Origin of the sequence: Natrinema limicola JCM 13563 (genome assembly GCF_000337475.1) — an archaeon.
Classification (GTDB): domain Archaea; phylum Halobacteriota; class Halobacteria; order Halobacteriales; family Natrialbaceae; genus Natrinema; species Natrinema limicola.
Genome location: NZ_AOIT01000021.1, coordinates 33886 through 59808 on the forward strand (window position 1 = coordinate 33886; position 25923 = coordinate 59808).

Annotated in this window: 23 protein-coding genes and 1 tRNA gene; 9 read left to right on the plus strand and 15 right to left on the minus strand. The window is 60.6% G+C overall.

Going from position 1 to position 25923, the window contains the following annotated elements:
- The first annotated feature begins 20 nt into the window (after nucleotides 1-20).
- The gene (locus C476_RS04330) at nucleotides 21-1274 is read left to right on the plus strand and encodes a hypothetical protein (RefSeq protein ID WP_008010240.1); all 1254 of its coding nucleotides are present in this window, start codon (nucleotides 21-23) and stop codon (nucleotides 1272-1274) included.
- 19 nt (nucleotides 1275-1293) lie between these two features.
- On the opposite strand, the gene C476_RS04335 is transcribed toward C476_RS04330, so the two are convergent.
- The 9 genes from C476_RS04335 to C476_RS04375 all read right to left on the minus strand — a co-directional run bounded on the left by C476_RS04335 (nucleotide 1294) and on the right by C476_RS04375 (nucleotide 11545).
- Complete coding sequence (locus C476_RS04335) at nucleotides 1294-2079, minus strand: type IV pilus modification PilV family protein (RefSeq protein WP_008010241.1); 786 nt, start codon at nucleotides 2077-2079, stop codon at nucleotides 1294-1296.
- Nucleotides 2079-2576, minus strand: a complete 498-nt coding sequence (locus tag C476_RS04340) for a DUF7266 family protein (RefSeq protein WP_008010242.1) — start codon at nucleotides 2574-2576, stop codon at nucleotides 2079-2081. The genes C476_RS04335 and C476_RS04340 overlap by 1 nt, the downstream gene beginning before the upstream one ends.
- Nucleotides 2573-3424, minus strand: coding sequence for a DUF7261 family protein (locus C476_RS04345; RefSeq protein ID WP_152418174.1), 852 nt, complete (start codon nucleotides 3422-3424; stop codon nucleotides 2573-2575). The genes C476_RS04340 and C476_RS04345 overlap by 4 nt, the downstream gene beginning before the upstream one ends.
- Complete coding sequence (locus C476_RS04350; RefSeq protein ID WP_008010244.1) at nucleotides 3418-4047, minus strand: DUF7288 family protein; 630 nt, start codon at nucleotides 4045-4047, stop codon at nucleotides 3418-3420. Before C476_RS04350 ends, C476_RS04345 begins: the two co-directional genes overlap by 7 nt.
- Before the next feature lie 4 nt (nucleotides 4048-4051).
- Nucleotides 4052-4585 (minus strand): DUF7287 family protein, encoded by a 534-nt coding sequence (locus tag C476_RS04355; protein WP_008010245.1) that lies wholly within the window; start codon nucleotides 4583-4585, stop codon nucleotides 4052-4054.
- Nucleotide 4586: 1 nt separating this feature from the next.
- Nucleotides 4587-6665: a type II secretion system F family protein gene (locus C476_RS04360; RefSeq protein ID WP_049911588.1), complete on the minus strand. Its 2079-nt coding sequence runs from the start codon at nucleotides 6663-6665 to the stop codon at nucleotides 4587-4589.
- Nucleotides 6662-10591, minus strand: a complete 3930-nt coding sequence (locus C476_RS04365) for an ATPase, T2SS/T4P/T4SS family (RefSeq protein WP_008010248.1) — start codon at nucleotides 10589-10591, stop codon at nucleotides 6662-6664. Before C476_RS04365 ends, C476_RS04360 begins: the two co-directional genes overlap by 4 nt.
- 568 nt (nucleotides 10592-11159) lie before the next feature.
- Nucleotides 11160-11232, minus strand: a tRNA-Arg gene (locus tag C476_RS04370).
- Nucleotides 11233-11248: 16 nt separating this feature from the next.
- Nucleotides 11249-11545 (minus strand): Sec-independent protein translocase subunit TatA/TatB, encoded by a 297-nt coding sequence (locus C476_RS04375; RefSeq protein ID WP_008010250.1) that lies wholly within the window; start codon nucleotides 11543-11545, stop codon nucleotides 11249-11251.
- A gap of 217 nt (nucleotides 11546-11762) precedes the next feature.
- On the opposite strand from C476_RS04375, the gene C476_RS04380 reads away from it, so the two are divergent.
- From C476_RS04380 to C476_RS04390, 3 genes are all read left to right on the plus strand, one after another.
- Nucleotides 11763-12242 carry a redoxin domain-containing protein gene (locus C476_RS04380; RefSeq protein WP_008010251.1) on the plus strand — a complete coding sequence of 160 codons (480 nt, stop codon included), beginning with the start codon at nucleotides 11763-11765 and terminating at the stop codon, nucleotides 12240-12242.
- Nucleotides 12243-12308: 66 nt separating this feature from the next.
- Nucleotides 12309-13124 (plus strand): HD domain-containing protein, encoded by an 816-nt coding sequence (locus tag C476_RS04385; protein WP_008010253.1) that lies wholly within the window; start codon nucleotides 12309-12311, stop codon nucleotides 13122-13124.
- A gap of 63 nt (nucleotides 13125-13187) precedes the next feature.
- On the plus strand, nucleotides 13188-13382 hold the full coding sequence (locus C476_RS04390; protein WP_008010256.1) for a XapX domain-containing protein: 195 nt from the start codon (nucleotides 13188-13190) through the stop codon (nucleotides 13380-13382).
- A gap of 33 nt (nucleotides 13383-13415) precedes the next feature.
- Here C476_RS04390 and C476_RS18655 read toward each other — a convergent pair whose 3' ends face one another.
- From C476_RS18655 to C476_RS04415, 6 genes are all read right to left on the minus strand, one after another.
- Nucleotides 13416-13574, minus strand: a complete 159-nt coding sequence (locus tag C476_RS18655; protein ID WP_160162887.1) for a hypothetical protein — start codon at nucleotides 13572-13574, stop codon at nucleotides 13416-13418.
- 92 nt (nucleotides 13575-13666) lie between these two features.
- Nucleotides 13667-15505, minus strand: coding sequence for an FAD-binding protein (locus C476_RS04395; RefSeq protein WP_008010257.1), 1839 nt, complete (start codon nucleotides 15503-15505; stop codon nucleotides 13667-13669).
- A gap of 2 nt (nucleotides 15506-15507) precedes the next feature.
- Complete coding sequence (locus tag C476_RS04400) at nucleotides 15508-16380, minus strand: succinate dehydrogenase/fumarate reductase iron-sulfur subunit (protein WP_008010260.1); 873 nt, start codon at nucleotides 16378-16380, stop codon at nucleotides 15508-15510.
- A 1-nt stretch (nucleotide 16381) separates the two neighbouring features.
- The gene (locus C476_RS04405; protein ID WP_008010262.1) at nucleotides 16382-16747 is read right to left on the minus strand and encodes a succinate dehydrogenase subunit D; all 366 of its coding nucleotides are present in this window, start codon (nucleotides 16745-16747) and stop codon (nucleotides 16382-16384) included.
- The gene (sdhC, locus tag C476_RS04410) at nucleotides 16747-17172 is read right to left on the minus strand and encodes a succinate dehydrogenase, cytochrome b556 subunit (RefSeq protein WP_008010264.1); all 426 of its coding nucleotides are present in this window, start codon (nucleotides 17170-17172) and stop codon (nucleotides 16747-16749) included. Before sdhC ends, C476_RS04405 begins: the two co-directional genes overlap by 1 nt.
- Nucleotides 17173-17444: 272 nt before the next feature.
- Entirely contained in the window at nucleotides 17445-18527 is a 1083-nt protein-coding gene (locus tag C476_RS04415; protein WP_008010266.1) for a succinylglutamate desuccinylase/aspartoacylase family protein, read from the minus strand.
- A gap of 207 nt (nucleotides 18528-18734) precedes the next feature.
- Here C476_RS04415 and C476_RS04420 point away from each other — a divergent pair, with 207 nt between their 5' ends.
- The 5 genes from C476_RS04420 to C476_RS04440 all read left to right on the plus strand — a co-directional run bounded on the left by C476_RS04420 (nucleotide 18735) and on the right by C476_RS04440 (nucleotide 25909).
- Nucleotides 18735-19487, plus strand: a complete 753-nt coding sequence (locus tag C476_RS04420; protein WP_008010267.1) for a GNAT family N-acetyltransferase — start codon at nucleotides 18735-18737, stop codon at nucleotides 19485-19487.
- A gap of 326 nt (nucleotides 19488-19813) precedes the next feature.
- On the plus strand, nucleotides 19814-21283 hold the full coding sequence (locus tag C476_RS04425) for a flippase (protein ID WP_008010269.1): 1470 nt from the start codon (nucleotides 19814-19816) through the stop codon (nucleotides 21281-21283).
- A gap of 81 nt (nucleotides 21284-21364) precedes the next feature.
- Entirely contained in the window at nucleotides 21365-22708 is a 1344-nt protein-coding gene (locus C476_RS04430) for a RimK family alpha-L-glutamate ligase (RefSeq protein WP_008010270.1), read from the plus strand.
- Nucleotides 22709-23015: 307 nt separating this feature from the next.
- Nucleotides 23016-25157 carry a catalase/peroxidase HPI gene (gene katG, locus C476_RS04435; RefSeq protein ID WP_008010272.1) on the plus strand — a complete coding sequence of 714 codons (2142 nt, stop codon included), beginning with the start codon at nucleotides 23016-23018 and terminating at the stop codon, nucleotides 25155-25157.
- 158 nt (nucleotides 25158-25315) lie between these two features.
- Complete coding sequence (locus C476_RS04440) at nucleotides 25316-25909, plus strand: DNA-3-methyladenine glycosylase family protein (protein ID WP_008010274.1); 594 nt, start codon at nucleotides 25316-25318, stop codon at nucleotides 25907-25909.
- Nucleotides 25910-25923: the final 14 nt, after the last annotated feature.

A 25923-nucleotide genomic window follows, 5' to 3' on the forward strand; every position in this document is an offset into this window, starting at 1 on the left:
TCACGGATTAGGTCCACCGAATGCCTTCCTTCGACCTTGGCTCGTTCGTTGCCCGCGCCGCGACGCTGGTCGATTCCTCGCCGCCGGCAACCAAACAGGAAACCCGCCGCTGGCTCGTCGAACCGTTTCTCGAGACGCTTGGCTGGACCGTCCGTGCCGACTCGTGTCTGCCCGATCGGGTCGTCGACGAGACGCACCTCGAGTACGTGCTGACTGTCGAGTCGGTTCCGGCCCTGTTCGTCGCTGTCGAGTCCGCCACCGAGTCGTTGGATGGCACACGAGCGAACGCGATCCAGTCAGCGATGGCGTGGTCCGGCGTCGACCGGGCGATCTACACGAACGGCCGCGACTATCTCTTGCTGGCCGGCTCGAGCGAACTCGACTACTGTGCGCTCGAACTCGCCGAACTCGAGGCCAACGAGTCAGTGATCGCAACCTACTCGCGGGCAGCACTCGGCCAACAACTCGGGCGACACACCCGGGCGCACGTCGCCCGGCAACTCGCCGTCGAACGGCCAGCCCTGACTGACGAGATTACCGATCGCCTCACGGACGCCGTCGCCCAGGGCGAGGTCTACGCCGACGAGTTCGCGTCCGCAACCGATCGATTCCTCGAGCAACTGCTCGTCACCTTCGCTGAATACGAGTCGAGCCGCCCCAACGCCGATACAGACACCGCTGCGGACGTGTCGGTCCAGTTCAGCGAATCGGCGATCACGGACGACAGCCAGTCACCACCGTCCGGATCGGTATCGTCCGCTCGCTCCGACTCGAGCGGTCCCGAACAGGACGACGATGTCGCCAGTGGCGACGCCGAACCAGAAACCCGGACGGACGAGAACGCCGCCGACACGGACGCCACCGATTCGGACCACGCGACCGGCCACAGCGACACCGACGCGACCGGGGCCGACAGCACTGCCGCGACCGACGACGGCGAGTACGTCGTCCGCTTTTTCAACGAGCGCGGCTCGATCGGCGCGGTCGGCCACTCGAGTGCGGCCGGTGCACTCGTCGAAGCCGCCGAATATCTGCTCGAACGCGGCCTCGCCGGCGTCGAGGTCCCATGGGCGCCGGACGACGACGGAACGACGGTGCTGAACGACGCCCCTGTCCGCGCCGACGGATCGCCGATGGACGACCCGAAGCCACTCTCGAGGGGGCTCTATCTCGAGACTGCAGGAGATATTGATGAGCAGGCAGCTCGCGTCGAAGCCTTGACCGAGCGTGCCGGATTACGTGCGATGGTGACTGGTGATTGGGAGCCGAAGTAAGTGCAGGACGGATCTGCGATCAGTACTCGATATCAACTTCGGTGAGCGTGACGACAACTTGGCCGCCGCCGCCGAGGGAACATGTTCCATCATTACCGCCACTCCAGTCATCGAGCGTCGAGTTCCATGCATCCGAATTCTGGGAGTTTGGATCGACATCTATGGAAACTTCAGCTACCCCGGAGTAGGCCTTGCTGGTCCGATTTACTTCAGATATCGTGAAACCGACTTGGCCGCTACTCTGTATCGACCGATCGTCCGCCGAAATCGTGACGAGAGAGATCACTGCCGTCTCATCATCACACCGAACCTGTGGCCGCTTAAGAAAGACACTGCCGGAGTCGTCGCCCCGCACGACGCCACCGCCCTCGTATGCGATTCGGTCGTCATCGACGATATACGTGAACTCGCCTATGTTGACTGTGTCTCCCGTTCCATAGCTGGAAAACTCGTCTTCCGGTATGTCGACTGTGGATCCCGTTTTTTCTATCGTGATGTTGAGTTTCGTTCCGCCATCGCTCGTTCTAACTGTCCCCTCTTGAAGCGACAGCTCGCCGCGCCGCGTGTCGATTCCATCGTATCGCATGACGTCGTTGGCGTTCTCCGCAAACGCTTCCATCGCCCGTTCCGCGTTCCGGAGCTGTTCTCCCTCTTGATAGTCTTGCATCGCCTGGAAGCCAGTCATCGATAGCAGTGTAACCGACCCGAGGATGATCGCGAAAACGAGAATGAATCCGAGGACCTCCGATACCCCACGGTCGTTGGTTCGGCCATCTGACCGGATCGAATCAGTCGTTTGTCTCATTAGTCAGCCCTCTCGATCGTGACCGTTCCGCTTTCTTTGGAAATCTCGAGTGAGCCGCCGGAGACTGGTGGCTGTCCATCGTCAAGGTTATCGATTGCGACTGGAACGTATACTTCCGTATCGGCGTTCGATGCTGTCAATCGGAGACAGTCATTGGTATTGGTAGGCGAATCACTCAGCAGATCTGCGTTTCCGCACTCGTCACTATCCAACAGTTTAACAGTATATCTCGAGTTCGCGACCGTCCGCGGATGATCAGCAGTGACAGTTACGGACGCATCATCGGTCGCCATTCTGTCGACGCTCTCGATTTCGCCGGCGAGACGCTCGCCGATCGTCTCGAGTGACGATTCGGCGGACCGTTCTGTTTCGTTCTCGAGGAGGGTCCCGGAGCTAGTCAGCAGTGCAGCGATCAATAGCGTGGTGATCCCAATCGTGAGGACGTGTGTGATCGTGATCGATGTCCCGCGATCGGTGCGCCGTGGATTGATCCTCATCCGTTCTCACCGTAAACCTTGATCGTAGCGTCCGTTCGTTCGTACGAGACTTGGTTCGATTCGTATGTTACGTCAGCTGTGATCTCCCACACGCCCACATCCGTACCAACTGAACTTGACTCAGCAACGAGATCATATTTGCCATCGAATCTGGAGCCCTCTATCTCGATCGTATCGTATTTGTAATCGTCAGTTGCCGTTATCAGGTCGAGACCAGCGCAATCATACGGTGAGACGTTGACTTCGCCGGTGACGAGATCAACTCTCGCGGGTCCGTTGAATTCACACGAAGTTCCGTCGAGTTCGTATCGACCTGTCTCTTTAAGAGTGATCTTATCGTATGTGCCGTCCTTCTGCGTAGCGTTGATAGTGACTGTGCCTGTACTATCTGCGCCCCCCAATTCGAGTTCGAGGTGACCGACGCTTTCGTTGTGCAGATCGATCTCATCATCGTTGATTTCTTGGTCCGTTATGACTCCAGCTTGCTCCGCACCGTCAACATCATCAACCTGAATATCTACGACTGCTGACCGGCTTCTTGCCGTCGTGCTCTGATACTGATCACGGAAGCCACCGGAGTCTATGACTTCGTTATCGAAGTCACTCGGATGGGTATCTCCGCTTTCGTCGAGATTCCATCGATGAGCGATTTCCACGAGATTTCGCTCAAGTCCTTGCTCGATCACTTCCGCATCCGCCGTGCTCTGACTCGTGGAACTCGAGGAAATCGTCTCTGTGTAGAGGACACCGTTGAAGACAACGACGATACCAAGCAGAATGAACGCCAGCGTGATCGCACCGATGAGGATCACCTGGCCCCGATTGCGGCGAGCGGTGGGAGTTACCATACGATCACTCGCACCTCCACGACGTTGTAGACGAGTTCCGTCTCGGTCGTTCCAGAAATGGGATAATCCGTGCTATCATCAGCGTTTTCAAGTTTGATTCGCTCGTTGGCAGTCAGTTCGTCGTCCTCGTACAACGTAACGACGTAACTCGCGGTCACGGCATCCGGTGACGGCGCACCCTGATAGACCAGATACGTGGTCTCGAATTCGTTCGGCGCCTCGGTTTCGGAGACAAGTTCAACATTGTAACTGTAGCCGTTGTTTGCGAACCGCTGTTCTAGTATCCCCCCAAGTCGCGATTGATTCGCGAATGCTGTCGTATTGTAGGTGGAGTTTCCGTCAGGCCCGGGAACGGACGCCTTGTGAAACTGGTCCTCATCGGTGTTCCAGTTCCGGATCGTCTCCGAGAGGTTACCGTCCTGATCACTGACCACAAGCGCATCCTTGGCTTCTTGTTGTAGTTGCGCCTGCACGGAACGATCGGACAGTCCGCCCGACGTTGGCGTAATCACGACCGACTGCAGCGCAAAGAGCACGGCCATCAACACAACCATCGCACTGACGAACCCCTCGAGGGTGTAGGCCTGTCCACGATCACCGTTCAGTGAGTCTCTTTTCCACATCGTCTCACCAAACCCTCACAACGAGTCTGCACGCTGGCTCACAGTCGGAGCCGTCGTTGGTCGTGACGATGCGGGCTGAGCTTGCCGCCGCCTGATCATCGTACGCATCGCCAGCAGTCCAATCGTCATCGATGGCAACCGTCTCGTTGAGTTCTGTTACAGTCACGTTCACTTGATCGATCGCATTATCGTTGCTCGATCGCAGTCCAAGCTCCTCGGTCAGGTCGCCGCTGCGGTATCTCTTGTCGAACTCGGTTTCGTTGAGTTCATTCGGCGTCCCCGTCGACGTATCGTTCACGATCCGATCCGCGATCCGATCGGCCTGTGCCGTCTCAGCGCCGCCGACAGAGGAGTCATACGGCGTGACGAGCGCCGGGAAAAACGAGAAGACGAAGGCGATCGCCAGCAGGAAGACGCCGATACCCACGACGAAGTCCTGGGTGGTCTGGCCCCGCTCGAGCCATGCTGTCGAAATCGTTCGTGGCCGATGCGCTCGAGTGCGGTCCTGGTCGCGTTGTGATTCCTGTCTCCCACTCATGTTAGGCCACCAGCGTCCAGCCAATGAGTGCAACCGACGACAGTCCAATGACGTATTTCAGGCCACTCAGCAGGTCGGCATCCCGCATGTAGCCACAGATAAAGCCCGACATGATCGCCTGAAGCGTCACCGCGTGGAAGAACAACACCGACAGCATATCGACGTCGATGTTCTCGCTCAGATTTGCCCCGCTCATCGCGCCACCGCCGGCACCACCAGCACCGCCGGCACTGCTCGCGCCGGAGCCACCATCGGCGCTCAGTCCGGCCATCGTATCGATGAACTGCGTCTTGAGGATCGCGATCACCGCCAGCACCGTCATGAACGTCATGATGATGATCACGATCTGCATGCGCGTGCGCGATTTGCGCTCGCGTTCGATGTCGTCGTGGTTCTCGCTTGCGCGTGCGGCCGTCCGGAGCACTGCCGAAATCTGGTTTGACGCCTCCTGTGCTTCGGTAATCAGGCGTGTCGTCCGGGCGAGTCGCGGAATGTGGTACTTGTTGTTGAACTCGATGAGCGCCTCTTTCAGACTCATCCCGAAGTTGACTTTCGTGTGCATCATTTCGAATTCGCGGGCTAATTTGCCGCTCGTGGTATCGGAGACTGCCTTGAGCGACTCGAGGAGCGTGAGCCCGGTGTCGTTCGAACTCGAGAGTTTGCGAAGATCCTCGGAGAGTTGATTGAGGACGGCGTTTCTGTGGCGGACGTTCCACTCGCGGAAGATCGCAAGCGGGATGGTGGTGATATACAGCGGCAAGTAGAGGTAGATAACCGTCCCCCAGATCGGCTTCGCCAAGAGCTGTCCCCACGACGTGGGTGCCGACCCGGTTACGATCGCCGTCACGACGATAAGCAAGGAGATCGGAAGGGTCACGACGAGCGTCATCAGCGGATGATCCCGGAAGAAGAGATGGGGGTTTCGCAGCACTTCGATCGTCTCGTGGGTCCCTTCGCGGTTTTTGATCCGATCGAATACGCTGTATTCGCCGGTAAACTGCTCGACGAGGCCGAGACTCAACAGCCCGTCGTTTTGCCCGGTTTCGGTCCGCTGCTCGGTCGATCCCATCGAGAGGTAGCCGTCGCCGGGCTCGTCGTGTTTGACCGTCGAGACGAGGACGAGAAAGCCGACTCCGATCATCGGAATCAGGGCGTAGACGACCATATAGAGCATCTGATCAGTCACGCTGGCGTTCGGAATCATCTTCATCACGACCATGATGATGATGAGCAACAGCGGGAACAGCGACAGCGTCATGTACATCTCGCCGAACAACTCGAGCGTCTCGAGCGTGAGTTCCTGTTCCTGCTTTGCCGTCCGCATGTGCTTTTCTTTCTTGTCTTCGAGGAAGCTCTGCATGTCACCGCCGCTGTTGACGATCGAGAGCATGTCGGTCAGGAACTGCGAGAGGTCGTCACTTGGCGTCTCGAGGGCCTGCTTGCGGATCGCCGTCCGGTAGTCGATATCGAAGTACTCGGTCTCTTTGACGATGCTCTGGAACTCCTTTGCGACCTCGCCGTAGGTGTCGTCTGCCTGAGCCATCGCCTCGATGATCTCGAGTTGGTTCAGGCCGCCGACCGACAGCGCGTACATGAACGAGACGGAATCGGTCAGTAGCATGTTGATCTCGCGTTTGCGCGATGAGGCACGCGAGTAGGGGATCGCGACCATCGAGCCGAACCCGACCGCGAAGCCGATCGAGCCAAAGAGCAGTCCGCTGAAGAAGACGATGGCCGGCATGCGAAGCATCTCGATGATCGTCAGCATCAGGCCATTGCCGACAGGCATACCGATGATCGGCTCGTTCGAGAGGATGCCGATCGCGAAGAGACTGTAGCCAAGCAGCAGCCCGATCAGCCAGAGGCTCAACCCACTGATTGCGCCGATGCCAAGCGACCGCGAGAGGTAGAGTTCGACCGTATCGGTCATCCGCGCCTGGGCGAGTTTCGTCTCCACGTCGGCGACGAACTCGCTGTCGTCGCCGAACAGCCGATCGTACAGCGGATAGAAGCGATCGCCCAGTGCGTCAGACCTCGCTGACATACTCGAGCCGCCACTGCTATCGGTTTTCAAACTCATGCGTCTCCGTCCTCGTCCTCGTCTTCATCTTCGTCTTCGTCTTCGTCAGTCTCGGTCTCGAAGATCCCCGTGTTGCTGTCTGTCAGTTCGTCGTCGCTGCCTGTGCTGTCGTCTTTGAAAATCGATCCGCCGTTGTTCGTCTCACTGCTGTCGAACAGCGACTCGTCGTCATTGTCGTCCGTATCCGCCTCGGTATCGTTGAAGATCGAATCAGTCTCGTCACTGAATATCGACTTGCTATCGTCACCGCCAGCGTCGACTGGTGTCGAGTCGTCGGCTGACGTATTTGTCTCGGTTGTCCGTGTCCCACCTGCTTGGTCCGTTGATTCAGCTGCGTCCTCCTGATCGCGCGGCGGATCCGACGTGTCGGTCTCAACGTCGATCGTCGGTGGCTCCGGCTCAGTTTCCGGCGTCTCGTCTCTATCCGTTGCTGACTCGGTGTCGATGTCGATCGTCGGTGGCTCCGGCTCAGTTTCCGGCGTCTCGTCTCTATCCGTTGCTGACTCGGTGTCGATGTCGATCGTCGGTGGTTCCGGTTCGACCACGTCGCTCGAGGTTTTATCCGGCTCGTCGTCGCGCTGGATGCCGGAGTCGGTGCTCGAATCCGTATCGGACGACTCCGGATCGAAGATCGAATCGAGATCGTCCTCTGGGAACAGCGACTCGAATCCGGAGGTGTTCGGGTGACCGACCGGTTCCTCGCTGTCGCTTGTTCGATCGACGTCCGAATCGTCGAGTTCGTCGATCGTCTCGCCCATATCGTCGAACAGTCCGATCAGGTCCTCGTCGTCGGCGTCGCCAGTGGTATCCGCCGAACGGTTCGCCGTCTCGTGGTGTGTTTCGTCCGTTCGGCCGTCCGATGCCGTGGCTTGACTCGAAGCAGTCGAGGTGTCGACCGACTTCGGTCGGTTCTCGTCGGTTGGCGTTTCGGGTTCGACGCCGGGGGTACTATCTGTCAACTCGAGATCGGTCTCCGACGATGCGGGCAACTCGCCGCTCGAGTCGGTAGCCGCGTTGCCCTCGTCAGCGGTTGGTACTGGCTCGAGTGCGCTTGGACTATCGTCGGCATCGGCTCCAGCATCGACACCGGTCGTCGCAGCGCCGGATTCCGCCTCGGCTGCCGACCCGGCAGCCGCTGTCTCTTCGTCGGACTCGATGTCGAATCCGGCATCGTCGCTGAGCCACGCCGGCTCATCGCCGATGTCGTCCCCGGTGGCGAACGCCGTCGAGTCGTCGCCGAGTTCCCACTCACCTTCGTCGATGTCGTCGTCGACGGCACCGACGAAGTCGAACTCGTCGGTGTCAGCACGGTCGACATCGATCGGCTCCTCCGCTTCGACATCACCGAGTGCGCTTGCGAGGCCACTCGGGACCTGTCCGCGGTATTCCTCGAACAGCGACTCCTCGGCCCGCTCTAGGATGTCCATCGAGAGGTTGTACGTCTCGTTTGTCGCCTCGGGCCGTGGCACGAGTTCTTCTTTCTCTTGATCGACGTCGATCAAGACACTCTCCATCTCACGGAGGTCCTCGAGACTGTCCTCAAGTTGGCCGTTCGCGATCAGCGTGAGGATGGTGTCGGGATCATTGATAAAGGCCTGCACCGTCGCGGCGACCTGTGCGTACGTGTTCAGTCCGTTCTTGATGAGATACGCGAGGATGACCTCGCGTTTGAACAGCTCCTCCTCGAGTTTCTCTTTGCTCCAGCCGCGGTCGAACTGGATCTCTTCTAAGGTGTTCGAGTCCCCCATCTTGAGGAACTCGTCGGTTTCGGCCTGCCACTGGTAGACGTCCTGAACGTTGATCTCGTCGTGTTCGGCGTCGTAGTGGTTGATCTCAGTAAGCGACTTGTTCCGGCGGACCTTCCGGCCTTGCACTCGCGTCTGGGTCTGAATCGAGACCAGATCCAGCGCGGTGAACATCGTCTTCGAGACGTTGATGGGGTCCGTCGTGAATCGTTTGAGGACCTCGTCGACGGAGTCGGCGTGGAAGGTCGTATAGGTGGTGTGACCGGTCGACATGACCTGGAACAGCGTCCGGCCTTCCTCACCACGGATCTCGCCCATGACGATGTAGTCAGGGCGCTGTCGCAGTGCGGCTTCCAGCAGGTCGAACTCGTCGACGTCGCCCTGCTCGTCGTCGGCAAACGACGGCCGGGTGACGCTTGCGATCCAGTTGCGCTGTGGGAGTTCGACCTCGCGGGTGTCCTCGATCGAGACGATTTTCGCGCTCGAGGGAATAAACAGCGAGACTGCGTTCAGCGAGGTCGTCTTCCCGGACGCAGTCCCGCCGGCGAAGATCAGGCTCTTGTGGTTCTCGATGGCGAGCCAGAGAAACGCCATCTCGTCCAGACTGAAGGTGTTCCAGTTAATGAGGTCGATCGGGGTGAAGGGGACGTCCTTGAACTGCCGGATGGTGTAGTTGGTCCCGTGGTCGGAGACCTCCTTGCCGAGCGTGAGCTGGGCACGCGAGCCGTCCGGTAGGGTCGCGTCGACCTGTGGGAGTCGCTTGCTGATCCCTTTGCCCGACCGCTGGGCGAGTTTGACGACGAAGTCGTCGAGTTCGTCCTCACCGTGGTAGATGTTCGAGATGATCTGTTCGTACTCGGAATGGTAGACGAACACCGGCGAGTTGTAGCCGTCACAGGAGATGTCCTCGACGTTGATATCGTGTTTGATGCCGTCGATGCGCTCGTAGCCGATGAAGTCGCGTTTGAGCAAGTAGAGTAACTTCTCGACCTGATACTCGCTCAGGGTATCCGGATCGTCGTCGAGGACCGCCGGCTCGGGGCGGACCTCGATACCCTCGAGTTGACTCGGGCCGTCGTCATCGTCGCCATCGGCCTCGCTGTCCTCGTCGTCAAGGAGTCCCTGGAGCGTCTCGAGAACCCCTTTCGACGTGTCGTCCGCGGTCGCCTCGAAGAGATCGTACCGCTTGAGGAGCCGTCGGGCCTCGTCCTCGATGACCGTCCGACGGCCGTCCTCTGTAGCCTTCTCCTTGATTCCCTCTTCGGCGTACTTGATAGCCGTCCGGAGCTTGCCCGAGAGGAACTCCTGAAGTTCCGCCTCGATCTCGTTCTGGTACGGCTCGATCATGTAATACTTCTTTTCGTTTTCTTTCTCCGAATGGAAGATGATGACGAAGGCGTAGGGTTTGTTCACCCAGTATCGCTCGACCTCGCGGAAGTGGGTCTTCTTCTCCAGCGAGACGGCCTTCTCGAGGTCGTAGCGGTTGGTGACGGTGGTGTTGCCCGCGACCGTCGAGAAGAACTCGTCTTCCTCGAGTTCTTCCTGGACGTTGACGGTCCGCTCCTCGACAACGTCGTCGAGTTCCAGCGCGACGTCGTTTGCGGCTGCAAGTCGTTGTTCGATCGTGTCTGGATCGAACCCGAGCGCTTCTTCCGCATCGTGGGGGACGATCTCGCCGTTGCTGTCGCGTGGCCGACTGCCGTCATCTTCGTAGTAATATTCCCACTTGTAGTGTTCCCAGGACCAGATGTCTTTGACGACCGGCGTCGTCTCGGGATCGACGTACTCGAGGAAGAGCTTCTGAAGCGTCCCCGCGTTGTCGCCGGCGACCGGCACCAGCTGGTCCTCGAGATCGTCGGGATGATAGCCCAGATACGCTTCGGGATCGAACTCGACCTGATCCCAGTCGTCACCGCTGGGAACGGTCGTCCCGGCACCCGCATCCGTATCGAGGCCGAGTTGTTCGTCCCCGCCGGTGGGGTCGTCCGGATAGAGGTCGGATACCTCGTTGCCGTACCCATACTCGGTCATAAACTCCTCCCACGTGTACTCCCCAACACGGACAGCCGAGTTCGTGCTCGGCCCTGATTCGTGGGATTGCGCTTCTTCCGACGCAGACTCGGACGCCTCCCCCTCAGAAAAGCCCCCGGCATCCGACTGGTCGGCTTCGTCAATAGCCATTACATTCATACTGAAAGTCATCCCTCAAAAAATTCATCCGCCCATTACCAGTTCTGATAATTTTCTTCGGCTGTTTTCGACTGATCACTACCCACTTGCCGGCGATCTGTTCAATTCATACAGTTGATGTTTCGGTACATCACGGGATCGATGCTTGCGGCCGACGGCTGGATAGGACAGTCGCTCNCTTGCCGGCGATCTGTTCAATTCATACAGTTGATGTTTCGGTACATCACGGGATCGATGCTTGCGGCCGACGGCTGGATAGGACAGTCGCTCACCCAGCCACTCACGACTCGACCAACGGCTCACGAACTAGCGTGGTGCCAACAGTGGGACCGCCCAGTTGGGAGTCACCCACATTGGAACGATCGTCTAGCGACAGGGTTCGCTTCGAACCGACGGAATCGAGATGGGTCACAGCTCGAGAAACAACTGTGATAGTGAGGTTGCTGAGAACATTCCGGCGTGGCGGGATTCGAACCACGCCCACTTCGCTCACTCCGTTCGCTCGTGGTCTACCTCGAACCTCGTGCCCGTTCGCTCCTCGCATCCGCTCCTCGCAGAACGGGCGTGGCGGGATTCGAACCCACGATCAGAAGGTTAGGAACCTCCTGCCCTCTCCGCTAGGCCACACGCCCCGGCGTGAAAAGAACGTTAGTTGGTTTCCGTTTCGACGTCCGTCTCGTCTTCGTTGGTAACTGGCTCCGTGTCGACGAACTCGTCGTCACCGCCAGCACTGTCGTCGTAGTTTCCGGACTCGCGCATTTCCTCGAGTTCCGACTCGACCTTTTCGCGCCCCTTCTGGAACTCACCCATGGCTTCGCCGGTCGACCGTGCCAGCTTCGGAATCTTGTTGGCCCCGAAGAGCAAGATGGCAAGGAGCAGGATGACGCCCAGCTCCATCGGTCCGAATCCGCCGGGGATGAACAGCGGTGTTAGTTCGGCTTGCATTTCTACGCACAGCTTGTCCACTGGCAATTATAACCTTTTTGGACCACTCAGGTAATCAAGTGGCCACGACAGTCCGTCTACGAACGAGATTCGCCGAAAAATGAAGCGACATAGTTTGGCTAGAATCTCGTCCCTTCTCGGATTTTGTCGACTGCCATCCGTCGAAACCCTTCCGCGAACGAAACTGTCTTTCCCGCGTGGACGCAACGGACTGACGATGGTAACCACCGGAGACGCCGCACCCGATTTCACCGCACCGCTTGCGAACGGCAACATCGAGGAATTCACTCTCTCGGAGCGTCTGGAAGACGACGCGCCGATCGTCCTGGCGTTCTTCCCCGGCGCGTTCACAAGCGTCTGTACGACCGAGATGTGTACGTTCCAGGATCGGCTGGCCACCTTCAACGACCTCGACGCCAGCGTCTACGGTGTCAGCCGGGACTCTCCGTTTACGCTGAACGAGTTCCGTGCACAGAACGACCTCGAGTTCGGCCTGCTCAGCGACTACAATAAAGAGCTCATCGACGACTACGACATCGAGATGGATTTCGCCGATCTGGGCGTCTACGGCGTCGCCAAGCGGTCGGTGTTCGTCATCGACGGTGACGGCGACGTTGCCTACTCGTGGGTCAGCGACGACCCCGGTGTCGAACCCGACTACGACGAGGTCGAAGCCGCAGTCGAGGACCTCTCCTAACGACTCCCTGCAGACCAGCCCGACAACCGTCGCAGAATTTTTTTAGTCTGCAGCCGATGGGTCAGTATGAGCGATTCTGCCGCCGAGGAGGATCCCCGCCGTGTTTACTCCCCCGACGACGACCACGCGTTCCCCGACGAGAAGCTAAATCGGGTCCTCGAGTACATCGAGAACGACGACGAGATTGCGGCCTATCTCGAGGCACAAAACATCAACGCGGTCGACCGGATGCGATACAACGATCACGGGACGAAACATATCGAGATCGTCCGTAACCGGGCACTGTGTCTGTACGACCTGCTCAAGACCGGCAACGTCGATTTCAACGGGGCTCGCCAGCAAGGACTGGCCGAGGAAGACGAATCGGTCATTATCGCCCTTGCGGCGACGCTCCACGACGTCGGCCACGTCGTCCATCGCGACAGCCATGCCTACTACTCGATCCCGCTGGCGGCAGACATCCTCGATCGAGTCCTCCCCGAATTCTACGATGTCGCCGAGACTGTCCGAATGAAAGGCGAAATCCTCCATGCCATTCTCTGCCATCACACCGCCGAGACGCCGCTGACGACCGAAGCCGGCGTTATTCGCGTCGCCGACGCCCTCGATATGGAACACGGTCGCTCTCGCATTCCCTACGAGTCCGGCGGTCGTGGGATCAACACCCTCTCGAGTCAGGCGATCAGCCGCGTGTCGCTCCAGCAGGGCGATACGACGCCCGTCATGGTCGAGATCGCAATGACCAACGCCGCCGGTGTCTATCAGGTCGACAACCTGCTCAAAGCCAAACTAAAAGACTCCGGCCTCGCAGACCAGATCCGGATCGTCGCCGTCAACACGAACGAGAACCACGAGCAACTGGTCGAACGGATCGAACTGTAACGGACGCGAGGCCGACCCGACGAACCACTACACTGACTTACAGCCAGTCGTATAGGACACGCAATGTCGACGCAGCTTGCAGTTTTGGCGCTTCTGACCGGGCTAGCTACCGGCGCGCTGTTCCGATATCTCAACATTCCGATCCCTGCACCGCCGGAACTTCCCGGCCTCATGGGAATCGTGGGGATCTACCTCGGGTACAAAGTAATCGACTACCTCGGCGTCGGCGTCGATCTCCTCGAGGGCCTCGGGCTATAGCGCTCCGGTTGAACGACGGGAGTGGCCGCGTCCTCAGGCTGCCGACCCGGAACTGAAGAGAAATCGCATGAGAACCCAAAGCGCCACCAGGATCGCTGCGGGCGTGAGCACGGCCGCTGCGAACAGCAGCGGGCCGGTCAGGACGGAGCCGCTAAAGAGGGATGCGACGATGACGAGCAGCGAGACAGTCATAGATTGACAATTCGACGGGAGCGGTATAAGCAATTCTACTCGAGGTGACGGCTGGACCACGCACAGCGAAAACGGATACGGCGATGTCGCGGTTAGTAGCTGCGCTCTTTGGGCTCGTAGGTCTTGTTCTGGCCCTCGAGAATGACCGGGCGGTAGAAAATCGAGGGTTCGCCGCCGTCCCAGGAGACGAGCGTGTGCTTGAGCCACTCGTCGTCTTTGCGTTCCTGGTGTTCCTTGCGCCAGTGAGCGCCACGGAACTCGTCACGAACGAGCGCGCCGAGTGCAATCGTCTCGGCGACGTCGATCAGGTTCCGCGTCTCGATGGTTTGCTGGAGGTCCGTGTTGAACGTCCGCGACGGGTCGTCGACGTAGACGTCCTGATACTCCTCGCGGCACTCGCGGATGATCTTCAGCGCCTTCTTGACGCCGTCCTCGGTTCGGAAGACGTTCACGTAGTCGGTCATCGCCTGCTGGAGCTTGGCGCGGATCTCGGAGTGCTGGACGCCGTCGTCTTTGTCCAGCAGCCCGTCGACGCGTTCGCGAGCCGTCTCGACGTGTCGCTCGAGGACGCCTTCGGCGTCGGCCGTGACGCCACCGTCAGCAGCGACGCCGCCGCTCGTCCCGAGTCCCGCTGCGCCGGGGGCGACCGGGAACTCGGTATCGGTTTCGTCCTCGACGTCGTCGCCGTAGCCGGTCCGGATCTCGGCTTCGCCGAGGTCCCCGCCGGCAGCGTGGTAGCCAGCGCGGCGGCCGAAGACGATCAGTTCCGGCAGGGCGTTGCCACCCAGTCGGTTGCCGCCGTGGACGGAGACACAGGCACACTCGCCGGCCGCGTAGAGGCCGTCGATGCAGGTCTGGCCGTTCTCGTTGACCTCGATGCCACCCATCGCGTAGTGCTGGCCAGGTTTGACCGGCATCGGCTCGACGAGGCCGTCGACGCCCTCGAAGTCCTCCGCGAGGTGCAGAATGTTCTCGAGGCGGTCCATAATGCGCTCTTCACCGAGGTGACGCATGTCGAGGTGGACGTACTCGTCGTCGACGCCACGGCCCTCGTTGACCTCCGTGAGCTCTGCTCGAGCGACGACGTCGCGGCTGGCGAGTTCGCCGGAGTTGTTCGCGTAGCCGTGCTCGAACATGAAGCGTTCGCCCTCGTTGTTGTAGAGGATGCCACCTTCGCCACGAACACCCTCGGAGATGAGGACACCCGTCGACGGCAGCGACGTCGGGTGGAACTGGATGAACTCCATGTCCTCGAGGGGTACGCCCGCCCGGTAGGCCATCGCCTGTCCGTCGCCGGTACAGGAGACGGCGTTGGTCGTGTGGTCGAACGCCTGGCCGGGGCCACCGGTTGCGAGGACGACGCCGTCGTTGGCCTTGAACCCTTCAATCTGGCCGGACTGGACGTCGTAGGCGACGACACCGTGACACTCGCGGTCGTTGGGGTCGTCTTCGTCGGTCGTCGCCAGATCCATGACGTACCACTCGTCGTAGACCTGAATGCCGCGTTTGACGACCTGTTCGTACATCGTGTGCAGCAGGTGATGGCCGGTCTCTGCACCGGCGTAGGTCGTCCGTGGGTACGAGAGCCCACCGAACGGTCGCTGTGAGACGGTGCCGTCTTCCTCGCGGGAGAACGGCATCCCCCAGTGCTCGAGATTGATCGTCTCTTCGGGGGCGTCCTGGGCGAGGGTCTCGACCGCCGGCGCGTCGCCGAGGTAGTCCGACCCCTTCATGGTGTCGTAGGCGTGGAGTTCCCAGTCGTCGCCTTCCTGTAAGGCGGCGTTGATCCCACCTTCCGCCGCGCCGGTGTGGCTACGGACGGGGTGGAGCTTCGTGACCATCGCCACGTCGGCTCCCGCTTCGTGCGCTGCGACCGCGGCTCGGAGGCCGGCACCGCCGGCGCCGACCACGATGACGTCGTGTTCGTACATGGTTACCAGAACTTCAGGTTTTTCTTGACTGCTTCCCGCTTGAGCTCCTGAATGTGCTCGGTGAGCGGAATGTCTTTCGGACACACTTCGGTACAGGAGAACTGCGTCTGGCACCGCCAGACGCCGTGTTCCTGTTCTAAGATGCGGAGTCGGTGCTCTTTGATGTCTTCTTCCTCGCGGTCGTCCATCGCGAACTTGTAGGCTTTGTTGATCGCCGCAGGGCCGAGGTACTCGTTGTCGCCGGCCGCGATGTTACACGAGGACATACAAGATGCACACCAGATACAGCGCGTGGACATCTTGACCTTCTCGCGGTTTTCACGCGACTGACGCTGTTCTTCGAGTTCGCTTGCGTCGGGCGTATCTTCGCTCTTGAAGTACGGCTCGACGGCGTGCATCTGGTCGTAGAAGTGGTCCATATCGACGACCAGATCCTTGACGACCTCCTGGTGTGGCAGCGGCTCGATGCGGATCGGCTGCTCGAGATCGGAGATCTGGGTCTTACAGCCCAGTCGCTGCTTGCCGTTGACGAAGAAAGCGTCGGAACCACAGACCGCCTGCCGACAGGAGTGGCGGAAGGTTAGCGACGAATCGAACTCGTCGCGGGCGTACATGACCGAGTCGAGGACGGTCATCCCCTTCTCGAAGGGGACGTGGAAGTCGTCGAACCGGGGTTCCTGCTTTGCTTCGACCTCGGGGTCGTAGCGGAACACCTTGATGTGGACCGTCTCCCCATCGAACTCGGCCTGACTTTCGTCACGCTCGTCGACCATGTCGCCGCCTTTTTGTTTCTCGGCTGCCGGCGACTCCGCGCCTTTCATCGCCGGGTCGTCCGGTGCGTCTTGCGTTTCGGGTTCGGCTTGTTGCGTGCTCATGTTAGATCATTCCCCCCATCACGAGTGCGACGTAGGTACCCTGTGCGACGAGTGCAAGCCCGGCAAGGGTCAGCACCGCCAGGATGACCTTCTTCTGGGTGCCCTTGAGACCCTGGTTGACCAGCGCGTTGTAGACGCCGTTGACGCCGTGGAACGCGGCAGTGACCAGGAACAGGATCATCGTCAGGAGGTAGCCGATATTCTCCATTCGGGCCTGCGTTCCCAAGAAGGTTACCTCGTACGCGTGGTTGACGAAGTGCAGAAGGAAGAAGTGGAAGGCGAGAGCGACGACGAGAAACGCCGCCGTCAGTCGCTGGAAGAACCAGCCGGTCCCGCCGGGCGTAAACGAGGAGTATCGTTCTGCCATTAGAGACCCACCCCCGTCAGGAAGGTCGGAACGCTGGCGACGGTGATCGCACCCGTCAGGATCAGCGAGGCGTAGAAACTCTTGTCCTGTGCCTCGAGTCCGATACCCAGATCGACCATCAGCAGGCGGAGGCCGTTTAAGATGTGGAAGACGGCCACCGCGAGCAGGCCGATCTCGAGCAGTCGGATGAGGAACAGACTCTCGAGTCCCTGTAGCGTCGTGGTGTAGACGTCCGTTTCGCTCATGATTGCCGCTTCGTTACCGGCTGCGCCGAGAGAAGTGCTCAGCACGGAAATGTGGGTAAACAGGTAGCCGATCAGGATCCATCCGGTGAACTTGTGGAAGATCCATGCCCACATCCCGGCCGAGAACTCCTTCCAGCGCCCGAAGTCCTCGACGAGACCGCGATTGTAAGACTGACTCATACGCTCATATGGTCCGTTAGACCGCGGGGGTATAGAAGTTACTTTTATCTCGTCACCGTCACTCTCAGTCCACCCAATATATGATGGGGCGATAATAGCTTTCGCCGAGCGCCGAACCGGTTCGGGCCGGTGCGGTCGACTCGCTGCTGGCGCTGTGTGGGATCGCCATCGACAGCGGCCAGCGCGGTCTCATACGGTCTGCTGTCCCGATGTCTCGGTGGGACCGCAGTGCGGGTCGCGGTTGCACCGGTACTCACTGACAGGAGTCCGTATCAGAGTTCCGATCGCGAACTCTCGGTCGTCCGCTCGCGCGAGAGCGCGGTGAGCGTATCCGGCGAGAGCCCAACCAGATGGCAGAGCGGGTTCCCCGGGTAGACGACGGGGTTCTCGAGGACGCCGACGATGAGACCGGTAAACGGCGCTTCGACGGTGACGATGTCCTCTTCTTCTTTGAACGGGTTGGTAATAGCACAGATCACTTCGCCTTCCTCGACGAGTGCGCCCCGGCCGCGTTTCATGTCGACGATGCCACCGGCGTCGGCGCGGAGCCAGGTCTTCTCGTCGTCGGTATCGATGACGGTGCGCCAACCGGGCCAGTGGACTGACGACTCCCGGTGGAGGCCGAACTCGGCGAACACGCTTGCGACGCCAGTGAGCGCGCGATCGATCAGCCGGCGCTGGAAGCGGTGGGCTTCGCCCATCTCGACGGTGATCGTGGGAATGCCGGCTTCGCTGGCTTCACGGCGCAGCGTTCCGGATGGGCCTTCGCCCGCGATGATAACGTTCGAACTGAACGCGTTGGCGAGTCTGGCGACGTCCGGTCGCTCCATGTTGGCCCGAACGTGGAGCATGTTCGTCCGCCCGCGGGTCGACGTGTGGAAGTCGACGCCGAGATCACAGGGTTCGATGAAGTTCGTGAAGATTTGGTGGGCCATCCGTCTGGCGCTGGTTGACCCCTCGCGCCCGGGGAATGACCGGTTCAGGTCCCGGTCGTAGATCGGCAGATACCGTTCCTGTGCGATGAAGCCGGGGACGTTCATCACGGGCAGACAAACCAGCGTCCCATGCAGGATGGAGTGGTCCCAGTCGTGGGCGACCTCCCGGACGACCTCGATCCCGTTGAGTTCGTCGCCGTGGGCCGCCGCCGAGAGAAAGACCGTCGGCCCCGGGTGTTCACCGTTGATCACCGTGACGGGAATTCTGACAGGGTCCCCGAGATACGTTTCGCTGATACCGTACCGAATGTTCGCCGACTCGCCGGGATCGACGCGTCCGCCGTTGTACGTAAACGGCTCGTTCATCTCGTCGGTTTCGCGTCCGTCGTCGGGCGGTTCGGTCGCCGTGTCGTCGCTCATAGAAGGTTCTCCGGGGGCATCACCGTGAATCTTCCCCCTTCTCTGTCGCTCGAGGTGACTGTCCATCGACCCAGAACGTCGTCGTTGACAGGTGCTCGAGCCGTTTCGTGTCACTTTCGCGGCGAACGCCAGGTTCGTTCGAACAACGGATAGCAGAATCTGGAGTTGTGGGCATACGTTTTGTACCAGGCCATGCTATAGGCACCCATGGAAATTCGAGAGGCGACAGCATCGGATGCTGAGGCGATTCGCACCATCGCACACGACTCGCTCAACTCCACGTACACGTCGTTCCTCGCCGGGGAGACGATCGACGACGCGATCGAGCAATGGTACGGCAATTCGTTCGTCGACGACCTCGATGACGACCGCGTGGTCTTTCTGGTCGTCGAAGACGACGGCGAGGTCGTCGCGTTCTCCCAGAGCGAACTGATCGGCCAACAGACACACACCGGCCATCTCCTCTGGTTGCACGTCCATCCCGACCACCGCGACGGCGGCACCGGCGTCCGCCTCCTCGTTCGAACCCGCGAGACGCTGCTCGAGAAAGGAGCCGACGAGATCCAGTGTTTCGTGCTCGAGGACAACGAGGTCGGCAACGAGTTTTACCGCACTCACGGCTTCGAGCAGGCCGGCCAGCGCGAGATCGAGATCGGCTCGGAGACGTTCACGGAGAACGTCTACGTCGAAAGCGACCTCGAGGACGACGACGAGTGGGGTGCGATCGATGAGGTCACGGCCGACGGTGAGACGGTCTACGTGAGCTACGGCGAAGCGGCCCGTGGTTCGAAGGCACCGTTTTACACGGCCTACCAGACCGAAGATCGGTCGGAACGCTACGCCTGGCTCTGTGGGAACTGTGAGTCGATCGATAACGCGATGGACGCGATGGGGCGGATCGAGTGTAACAACTGCGGGAACCGGCGAAAAGCGACCCGGTGGGACTCCGCGCACCTCTAGACGACTTCGAATTCGTTCTCATCCGTGTGTTGTCCAGTCGGTCACACCGGTCGCGAGCCACTGTAACGAGTGTCTATTCGATGTGTACGGTTGTCTTTCAGCTGTTTGCACCCCGTTACCAGCGGCTACGTTCCCAGGCAGGTCGGAACGCGATCTGAGGCGGCTCCCGTGCTGGAAAATCGAGTATCACTGTTCTCGTAACGACTGTGCTCCGTCTGTTGTCTCCGCATTACAATTGGTCGAGCCGTCGCTGCGAGAAGTACGTGGGTCGCTCTCGGCTGCACCGTCGGATGACTGCGGATGTCTCATCGGGGTGAGTACGTCGAATGAACAGGGAAGATCACATCATTCACGGCTTCAAGGCAACGCTCGTTGCGCGCGCGGTCTACATGCTTTCAAGCGCGCTGTTAATGTTCGTCCTGGCGCGGTTCCTGCTCGATCCGGATGGGTACGGCGCGCTGTACTGGGCGATCGGGGTGCTGGCGATCATCCAGCTCTTTGCGGATCTCGGGCTCTCGCGGTCGGTCGCCCGATATCTCTCGGAGTATCGCGAGACTGATCCGGGGCAGGTGCCGTACCTCCTCAAGACGACGGTTGCGGCCAAGCTCGTCTTGATCACGTTCGTTGCGTACGTCCTCTTGCTCTACCACGAGTGGATCGCGACCGCGCTGGGCGAACCGGACGCGATCCCCTTCCTCGCGGCGGGCGTCGTCTATCTCGTCGTCTTCTCGTTCAGCACCTTCTCACAGGTGGCGTTTCAGGGCTTCAATCACCTCGGCTACAGCGCGATCGTCCAGGCGATCAGCGGCGCAGGACGGCTGCTCTTCGCCGTCGCGTTCGTCCTCGCCGGCTTCGGGGCGCTCGGTGCGTTTTTCGGATACATCGTCGGCTACGCGCTGGCTGCCGTCGTCGGCATGGGCATCCTCTATGTCGGCTTCTACAAGCGCTACGACCCGGCCGACGAGTACGAGGATGGGCTCTCGCAACGGCTCCTCGAGTACAGCGTGCCGCTGACGGCAACTCAGAGTGCGAACGTCATCGATAAGCAGATCGACATCGTGCTGGTCGGACTCTTCCTCAACCCTGCTGCAGTCGCGTTCTACACCCTCGCAAAGCAGATTACGGATTTCGTCCTCGCACCCGCTGAGTCGCTTGGCTTTACCATCTCACCGAACTTCGGCGAACAGAAAGCCGCTGGCGAACTCGAGAAGGCCAGACAGATATACGAGACCTCGCTGACGAACGTGTTGTTGCTCTACATTCCGGCGGCAGTCGGGTTGGCGATCGTCGCGGGGCCGTTTCTGACGATGATCTTCGGGTCCGACTATGCGGCTGCGGTGCCGGTGTTGCAGGTGCTTGCGGGCTTCGTCGTGTTACAGGCGATTACGAATCTGACCAGCGACAGCTTAGACTATCTCGGGCGTGCTCGAGCGCGTGCCATGGCCAAAGGCGCAACGGCAGTCGCTAATTTCGGACTGAACATCCTGTTGATTCCGTGGATCGGCGTCGTCGGTGCGGCGATCGCGACGGTCGCGACCCACACGGTGTACGTGGCGGTGAATCTCTACGTCGTCCACACCGAACTCGGACTGAACGTCGGGCGACTCGCCCGGACGACGGGACTGATTTGTGCGATTACGGGTGTAATGGCGGTCACCGTCTTGCTCGTGACCCCGCTGGTCTCGAGTCTGTTCATGCTGGGTGGTGCGATCGCGATCGGTGCAATCACTTGGGCGCTGCTTGCGGTGGTAAGCGGGCTGGTCGATCCGGGACAGGTGCGGTCGGTCATCAGTTAGTGCAGTGTGGGACGGTCTCACCTCCCGACGCGGACTGACCGAACTGCCAATACTTATCCGATGGGTGGGAGTCTAGCCGGTATGGCCGGTGCAGATCCCGTGACCGTCGGGGTATTGAGTCTTCATACGAGCAAGGAAACGAAAGCAATTCTCAACGCCGTCGAGGATCTCGGACACGATACCGAGTGGCTTCGCGCGGAAAATACGTCGATCAGCGTCACCGACGGCACTCCCGTCCTCGAGCCCGAGGTCGACGTGATCGCAAACCGGATGTTACTCTCGAATACCGAACAGCCCGCCGAAGAACTTGGGCTTGCGAACACGTTCTCCCAGCTGGTGCCGACGCTCAACGAGCCGGATTCCGTGTTGACCGCGATCCACAAACTCTCGACGGCGACCGCGCTCGCTGGGAACGATGTCCGGACACCCGATGTCACACTCGCGCTAAGCGGCGATCAACTGAATGCCGCACGGAGTCGGTACGGCGAGGAGGCGGTCTACAAGACGGCGATTGGCACCCACGGCGGCGGGACGTGGAAGGTCGGCCCCGACGATCCGATCAACGCCAAGGTCGGCAACCGGTATGCGTTCCTGCAGGAACTCGTCGATCAGGAGGACGTCCGCCACCGCGACCTGCGCGTCTACGTCGTCGGCGGCGAGGTCGTCGCCGCGATGTATCGCTACGCGCCGGATAACGACTGGCGAACCAACGTCGCTCTCGGCGGCTCCGTCGAAAACGCGACCGACGACCTCCCCGAGGAAGCTGCCGAGATGGCCCGCCGTGCGTCTGACATCGTCGATCTCGATTACGCCGGCGTCGATCTCGTCGAGGGCGACGGCGGCTGGTTCGTCCTCGAGGTCAACCCGACGGCCGGCTTCAAGGGACTCTACGAGGCGACACAGGTCAGCCCCGCACCCTACATTGCCAAACTGGCGATCGAACGTGCCGGCGGCGAGGTCGACGACGACCGCGTACACGATCTCTCGAACGTTCTCGACGACTCCCGGCCGACGGCCCAGCCGACGGAAGCGATCGCACAGGATACCGAACCAGCCGTGATCGGCTACACCGAGGAGGTCGTCCTCTCTGGCACGAGCGGTTCGAAATCGGTACTGGCCAAATCCGACACCGGCGCGACGCGGACGAGCATCGACACGAGCCTCGCCGCAGATATCGGTGCCGGGCCGATCAAATCCATCACCCGGATTCGATCTGGAAGCAGCAAACAGGCCAAGAGCCGGCCCGTCGTCGACGTCGTCGTCGGCGTCGGCGGCAACCAACACACCGTCACGGCGAGCGTCGAGGACCGCGGTCACATGGACTATCCCGTCTTGCTCGGTCGGGACATCCTCGAGAACTATCAGGTCGACGTCAGCCGCCGGATCGACAGTGACGTTGCCGACACACCCGAAGAAGAGGAATAGCAGTCCGTTCGGTTTTGATTTCTCCTGGCCTTCGACTGGAGTCACGGATTCGATGTCATCAGGCAGATCCCCCATTTATCAGCGATGACAGCTCAACACACGAACGCGAAGACAGGGTACTGTAAGAGCGCCCAATTGGATTCGGTGAACAGCTCATTCAGCGACGGTCGTTACAGTTATACTAGAGACTCGGTCTGCGTCCGGCAGTGATAAGAATTCACGGTTCGATAAGATCTCTTTTCATCTAACGAAGGTCTCGTTACTGAAGTAGAAAATCTTAATATGCAAAAGTAGTAATTGGGTTATGATGGCTGGATCTGACCACGAGTGGTGGCCGAATACGGTGAACCTGGACATTCTTGATCAGAACGCTCAGGACCTCGAGCCGTACGGCGAGGAGTTCGACTACGCTGAGGAGTTCGAGAAGCTCGACTTCGAGGCCGTAAAGGAAGACATCGAGGACGTATTGACGACGTCGCAGGAGTGGTGGCCGGCTGATTACGGACACTACGGGCCCCTGATCATTCGGATGGCGTGGCACAGCGCCGGCACGTATCGCACTACTGACGGTCGCGGCGGTGCGTCCGGCGGTCGGCAACGCCTCGCGCCGCTCAACAGCTGGCCCGACAACGCGAACTTAGACAAGGCGCGCCGGCTGCTCTGGCCGGTCAAGCAAAAGTACGGCCGCAAACTCTCGTGGGCCGACCTGATCGTCCTTGCCGGCAACGTCGCCCTCGAGTCGATGGGCTTCGAGACGTTCGGCTTCGCCGGCGGCCGCGAGGACGACTTCGCGCCCGACGCGGCCGTCGATTGGGGCCCCGAAGACGAGATGGAAGCCTCCGAGCGCTTCGACGAAGAGGGTGAACTCGAGGATCCCCTCGGCGCGACCGTGATGGGGCTAATCTACGTGAACCCGGAGGGGCCGGACGGCGAGCCGGACCCCGAAGCGTCGGCCGAGAACATCCGAGAGTCGTTTGCCCGGATGGCGATGAACGACGAAGAAACGGTCGCGCTCATCGCTGGCGGCCACACGTTCGGGAAAGTTCACGGTGCCGACGACCCCGACGACCACGTCGGCCCCGAGCCCGAAGCGGCCCCGATCGAGGAGCAGGGACTGGGCTGGAAGAACGAGCACGGCTCCGGGAAGGGAGCCGACACGATCACCAGCGGGATCGAGGGCCCGTGGAACACCACGCCGACGCAGTGGGACATGGGGTACATCAACAGCCTTCTCGAGTACAACTGGTGGCCCGAAAAGGGCCCCGGCGGTGCCTGGCAGTGGACCACGCAGAACGGCGAACTGGACGAGGCCGCACCCGGCGTCGAGGACCCGTCGGAGAAAGAAGACGTGATGATGCTCACGACGGACATCGCGCTGAAGCGGGATCCGGACTACCGCGAGATCCTCGAGCGCTTCCAGGAGGACCCACGGGCGTTCCAGAAGACCTTCGCGAAGGCGTGGTACAAGCTGATCCACCGCGACATGGGCCCGGCAGAGCGGTTCCTCGGACCGGAAGTGCCAGACGAGGAGCTGATCTGGCAGGACCCGCTCCCCGACGCGGACTACGAGCTGATCGGCGAAGACGAGATTGCCGACCTCAAAGCGGAACTCCTCGAGTCTGACCTGTCGATCTCCCAGCTGGTCAAAACCGCCTGGGCGGCGGCATCGACGTACCGCGACAGCGACAAGCGCGGCGGCGCGAACGGGGCCCGGATTCGCCTCGAACCCCAGCGGAGCTGGGAGGTCAACGAGCCCGACGAACTCGAGACGGTACTGGAAACCCTCGAAGGGATTCAGGCGGACTTCAACGATTCTCGAGCCGACGGGACGCGGGTCTCGCTCGCCGACCTGATCGTGCTGGGGGGCAACGCAGCCGTCGAGCAGGCGGCGGCAGATGCCGGCTACGACGTGGAGATTCCGTTTGAGCCGGGCCGGACCGACGCCACGTCCGAACAGACCGACGTCGAATCCTTCGAGGCGCTCAAGCCAGAGGCCGACGGGTTCCGGAACTACCGCAGTGACGAGGCCGACCGCAAGGCCGAGGAGTTGCTGGTCGACAAAGCCGACCTCCTGGACCTGACGGCCGACGAAATGACGGTCCTGGTCGGCGGGATGCGCACGCTTGGTGCGACCTACCAGGACTCGGACCTCGGCGTCTTCACCGACCAGCCGGAGGCGCTGACCAACGACTTCTTCGAGACCGTCCTCGGCATGGACTACGAGTGGGAACCAGTCTCGGACGACAGGGAGGTCTTCGAACTGCGCGACCGCGAAACGGGCGAGGTCGAATGGAAGGGGTCGCGCGTCGACCTCATCTTCGGGTCGAACTCCCGACTTCGCGCCATTTCGGAAGTCTACGGCGCTGAAGACGGCGAGGAGAAGTTCGTGCAGGACTTCGTGGACACGTGGAGCAAGGTCATGAAGCTCGACCGCTTCGACCTCGAGTAATCGGCCGCTTGCGATAGCACCGACACACTGACCGCACATCGCTTTTCCTGGGAGCACGCGTCACTCGGTCGGCACTCCCGACCGGAGTCTCGCAGCCTACCGATCGACCGCAAGCGAGCAACGTGTTTTTCATCACTCGGTACTGCCTATCGGCGACGATGGCCGAGCCTGACCCCGAACCCGTCCTTCGTGAAGATCCCGTGCTGGCTGCCGTCATCGATCGCCACGACCTCCACCCGCTCGAGCCGGTCGAAAACGAGTTCGAACGCCTCTGTGTCTCGATCATCAATCAGCAACTCTCGACGGCCAGCGCCGCGGCCGTCCGTGAACGCGTCTTCGACATTCTCGACGGGGTCGTCACTCCGGAGTCGGTGCTCGACGCGTCTCGAGATGCACTCCGCGAGGCCGGCCTCTCGCGGACGAAAGTCGACTACGTCGAAAACGCCGCCCGCGCGTTTCGAGAGCGTGATCTTACACGTGGCGGACTCGTCGAGCACGCCAACGAGGAAGTGATCGCCGACCTCACCGAGATTACGGGGATCGGCGAGTGGACTGCCAACATGTATCTCATTTTCGTCCTCGAGCGGCCGGACGTGCTCCCGCTTGGCGATCTCGCGGTTCGACGAGGGATCGAGCAACTGTATAACGACGGCGACGAGCTACCGCGATCCGAAATGCGCGAGATCGCCGAGCCGTGGCGGCCCCACCGGAGTACCGCGACGCGGTATATCTGGGCGGAATACGAGGCTTGATTCCGTTCGGACTG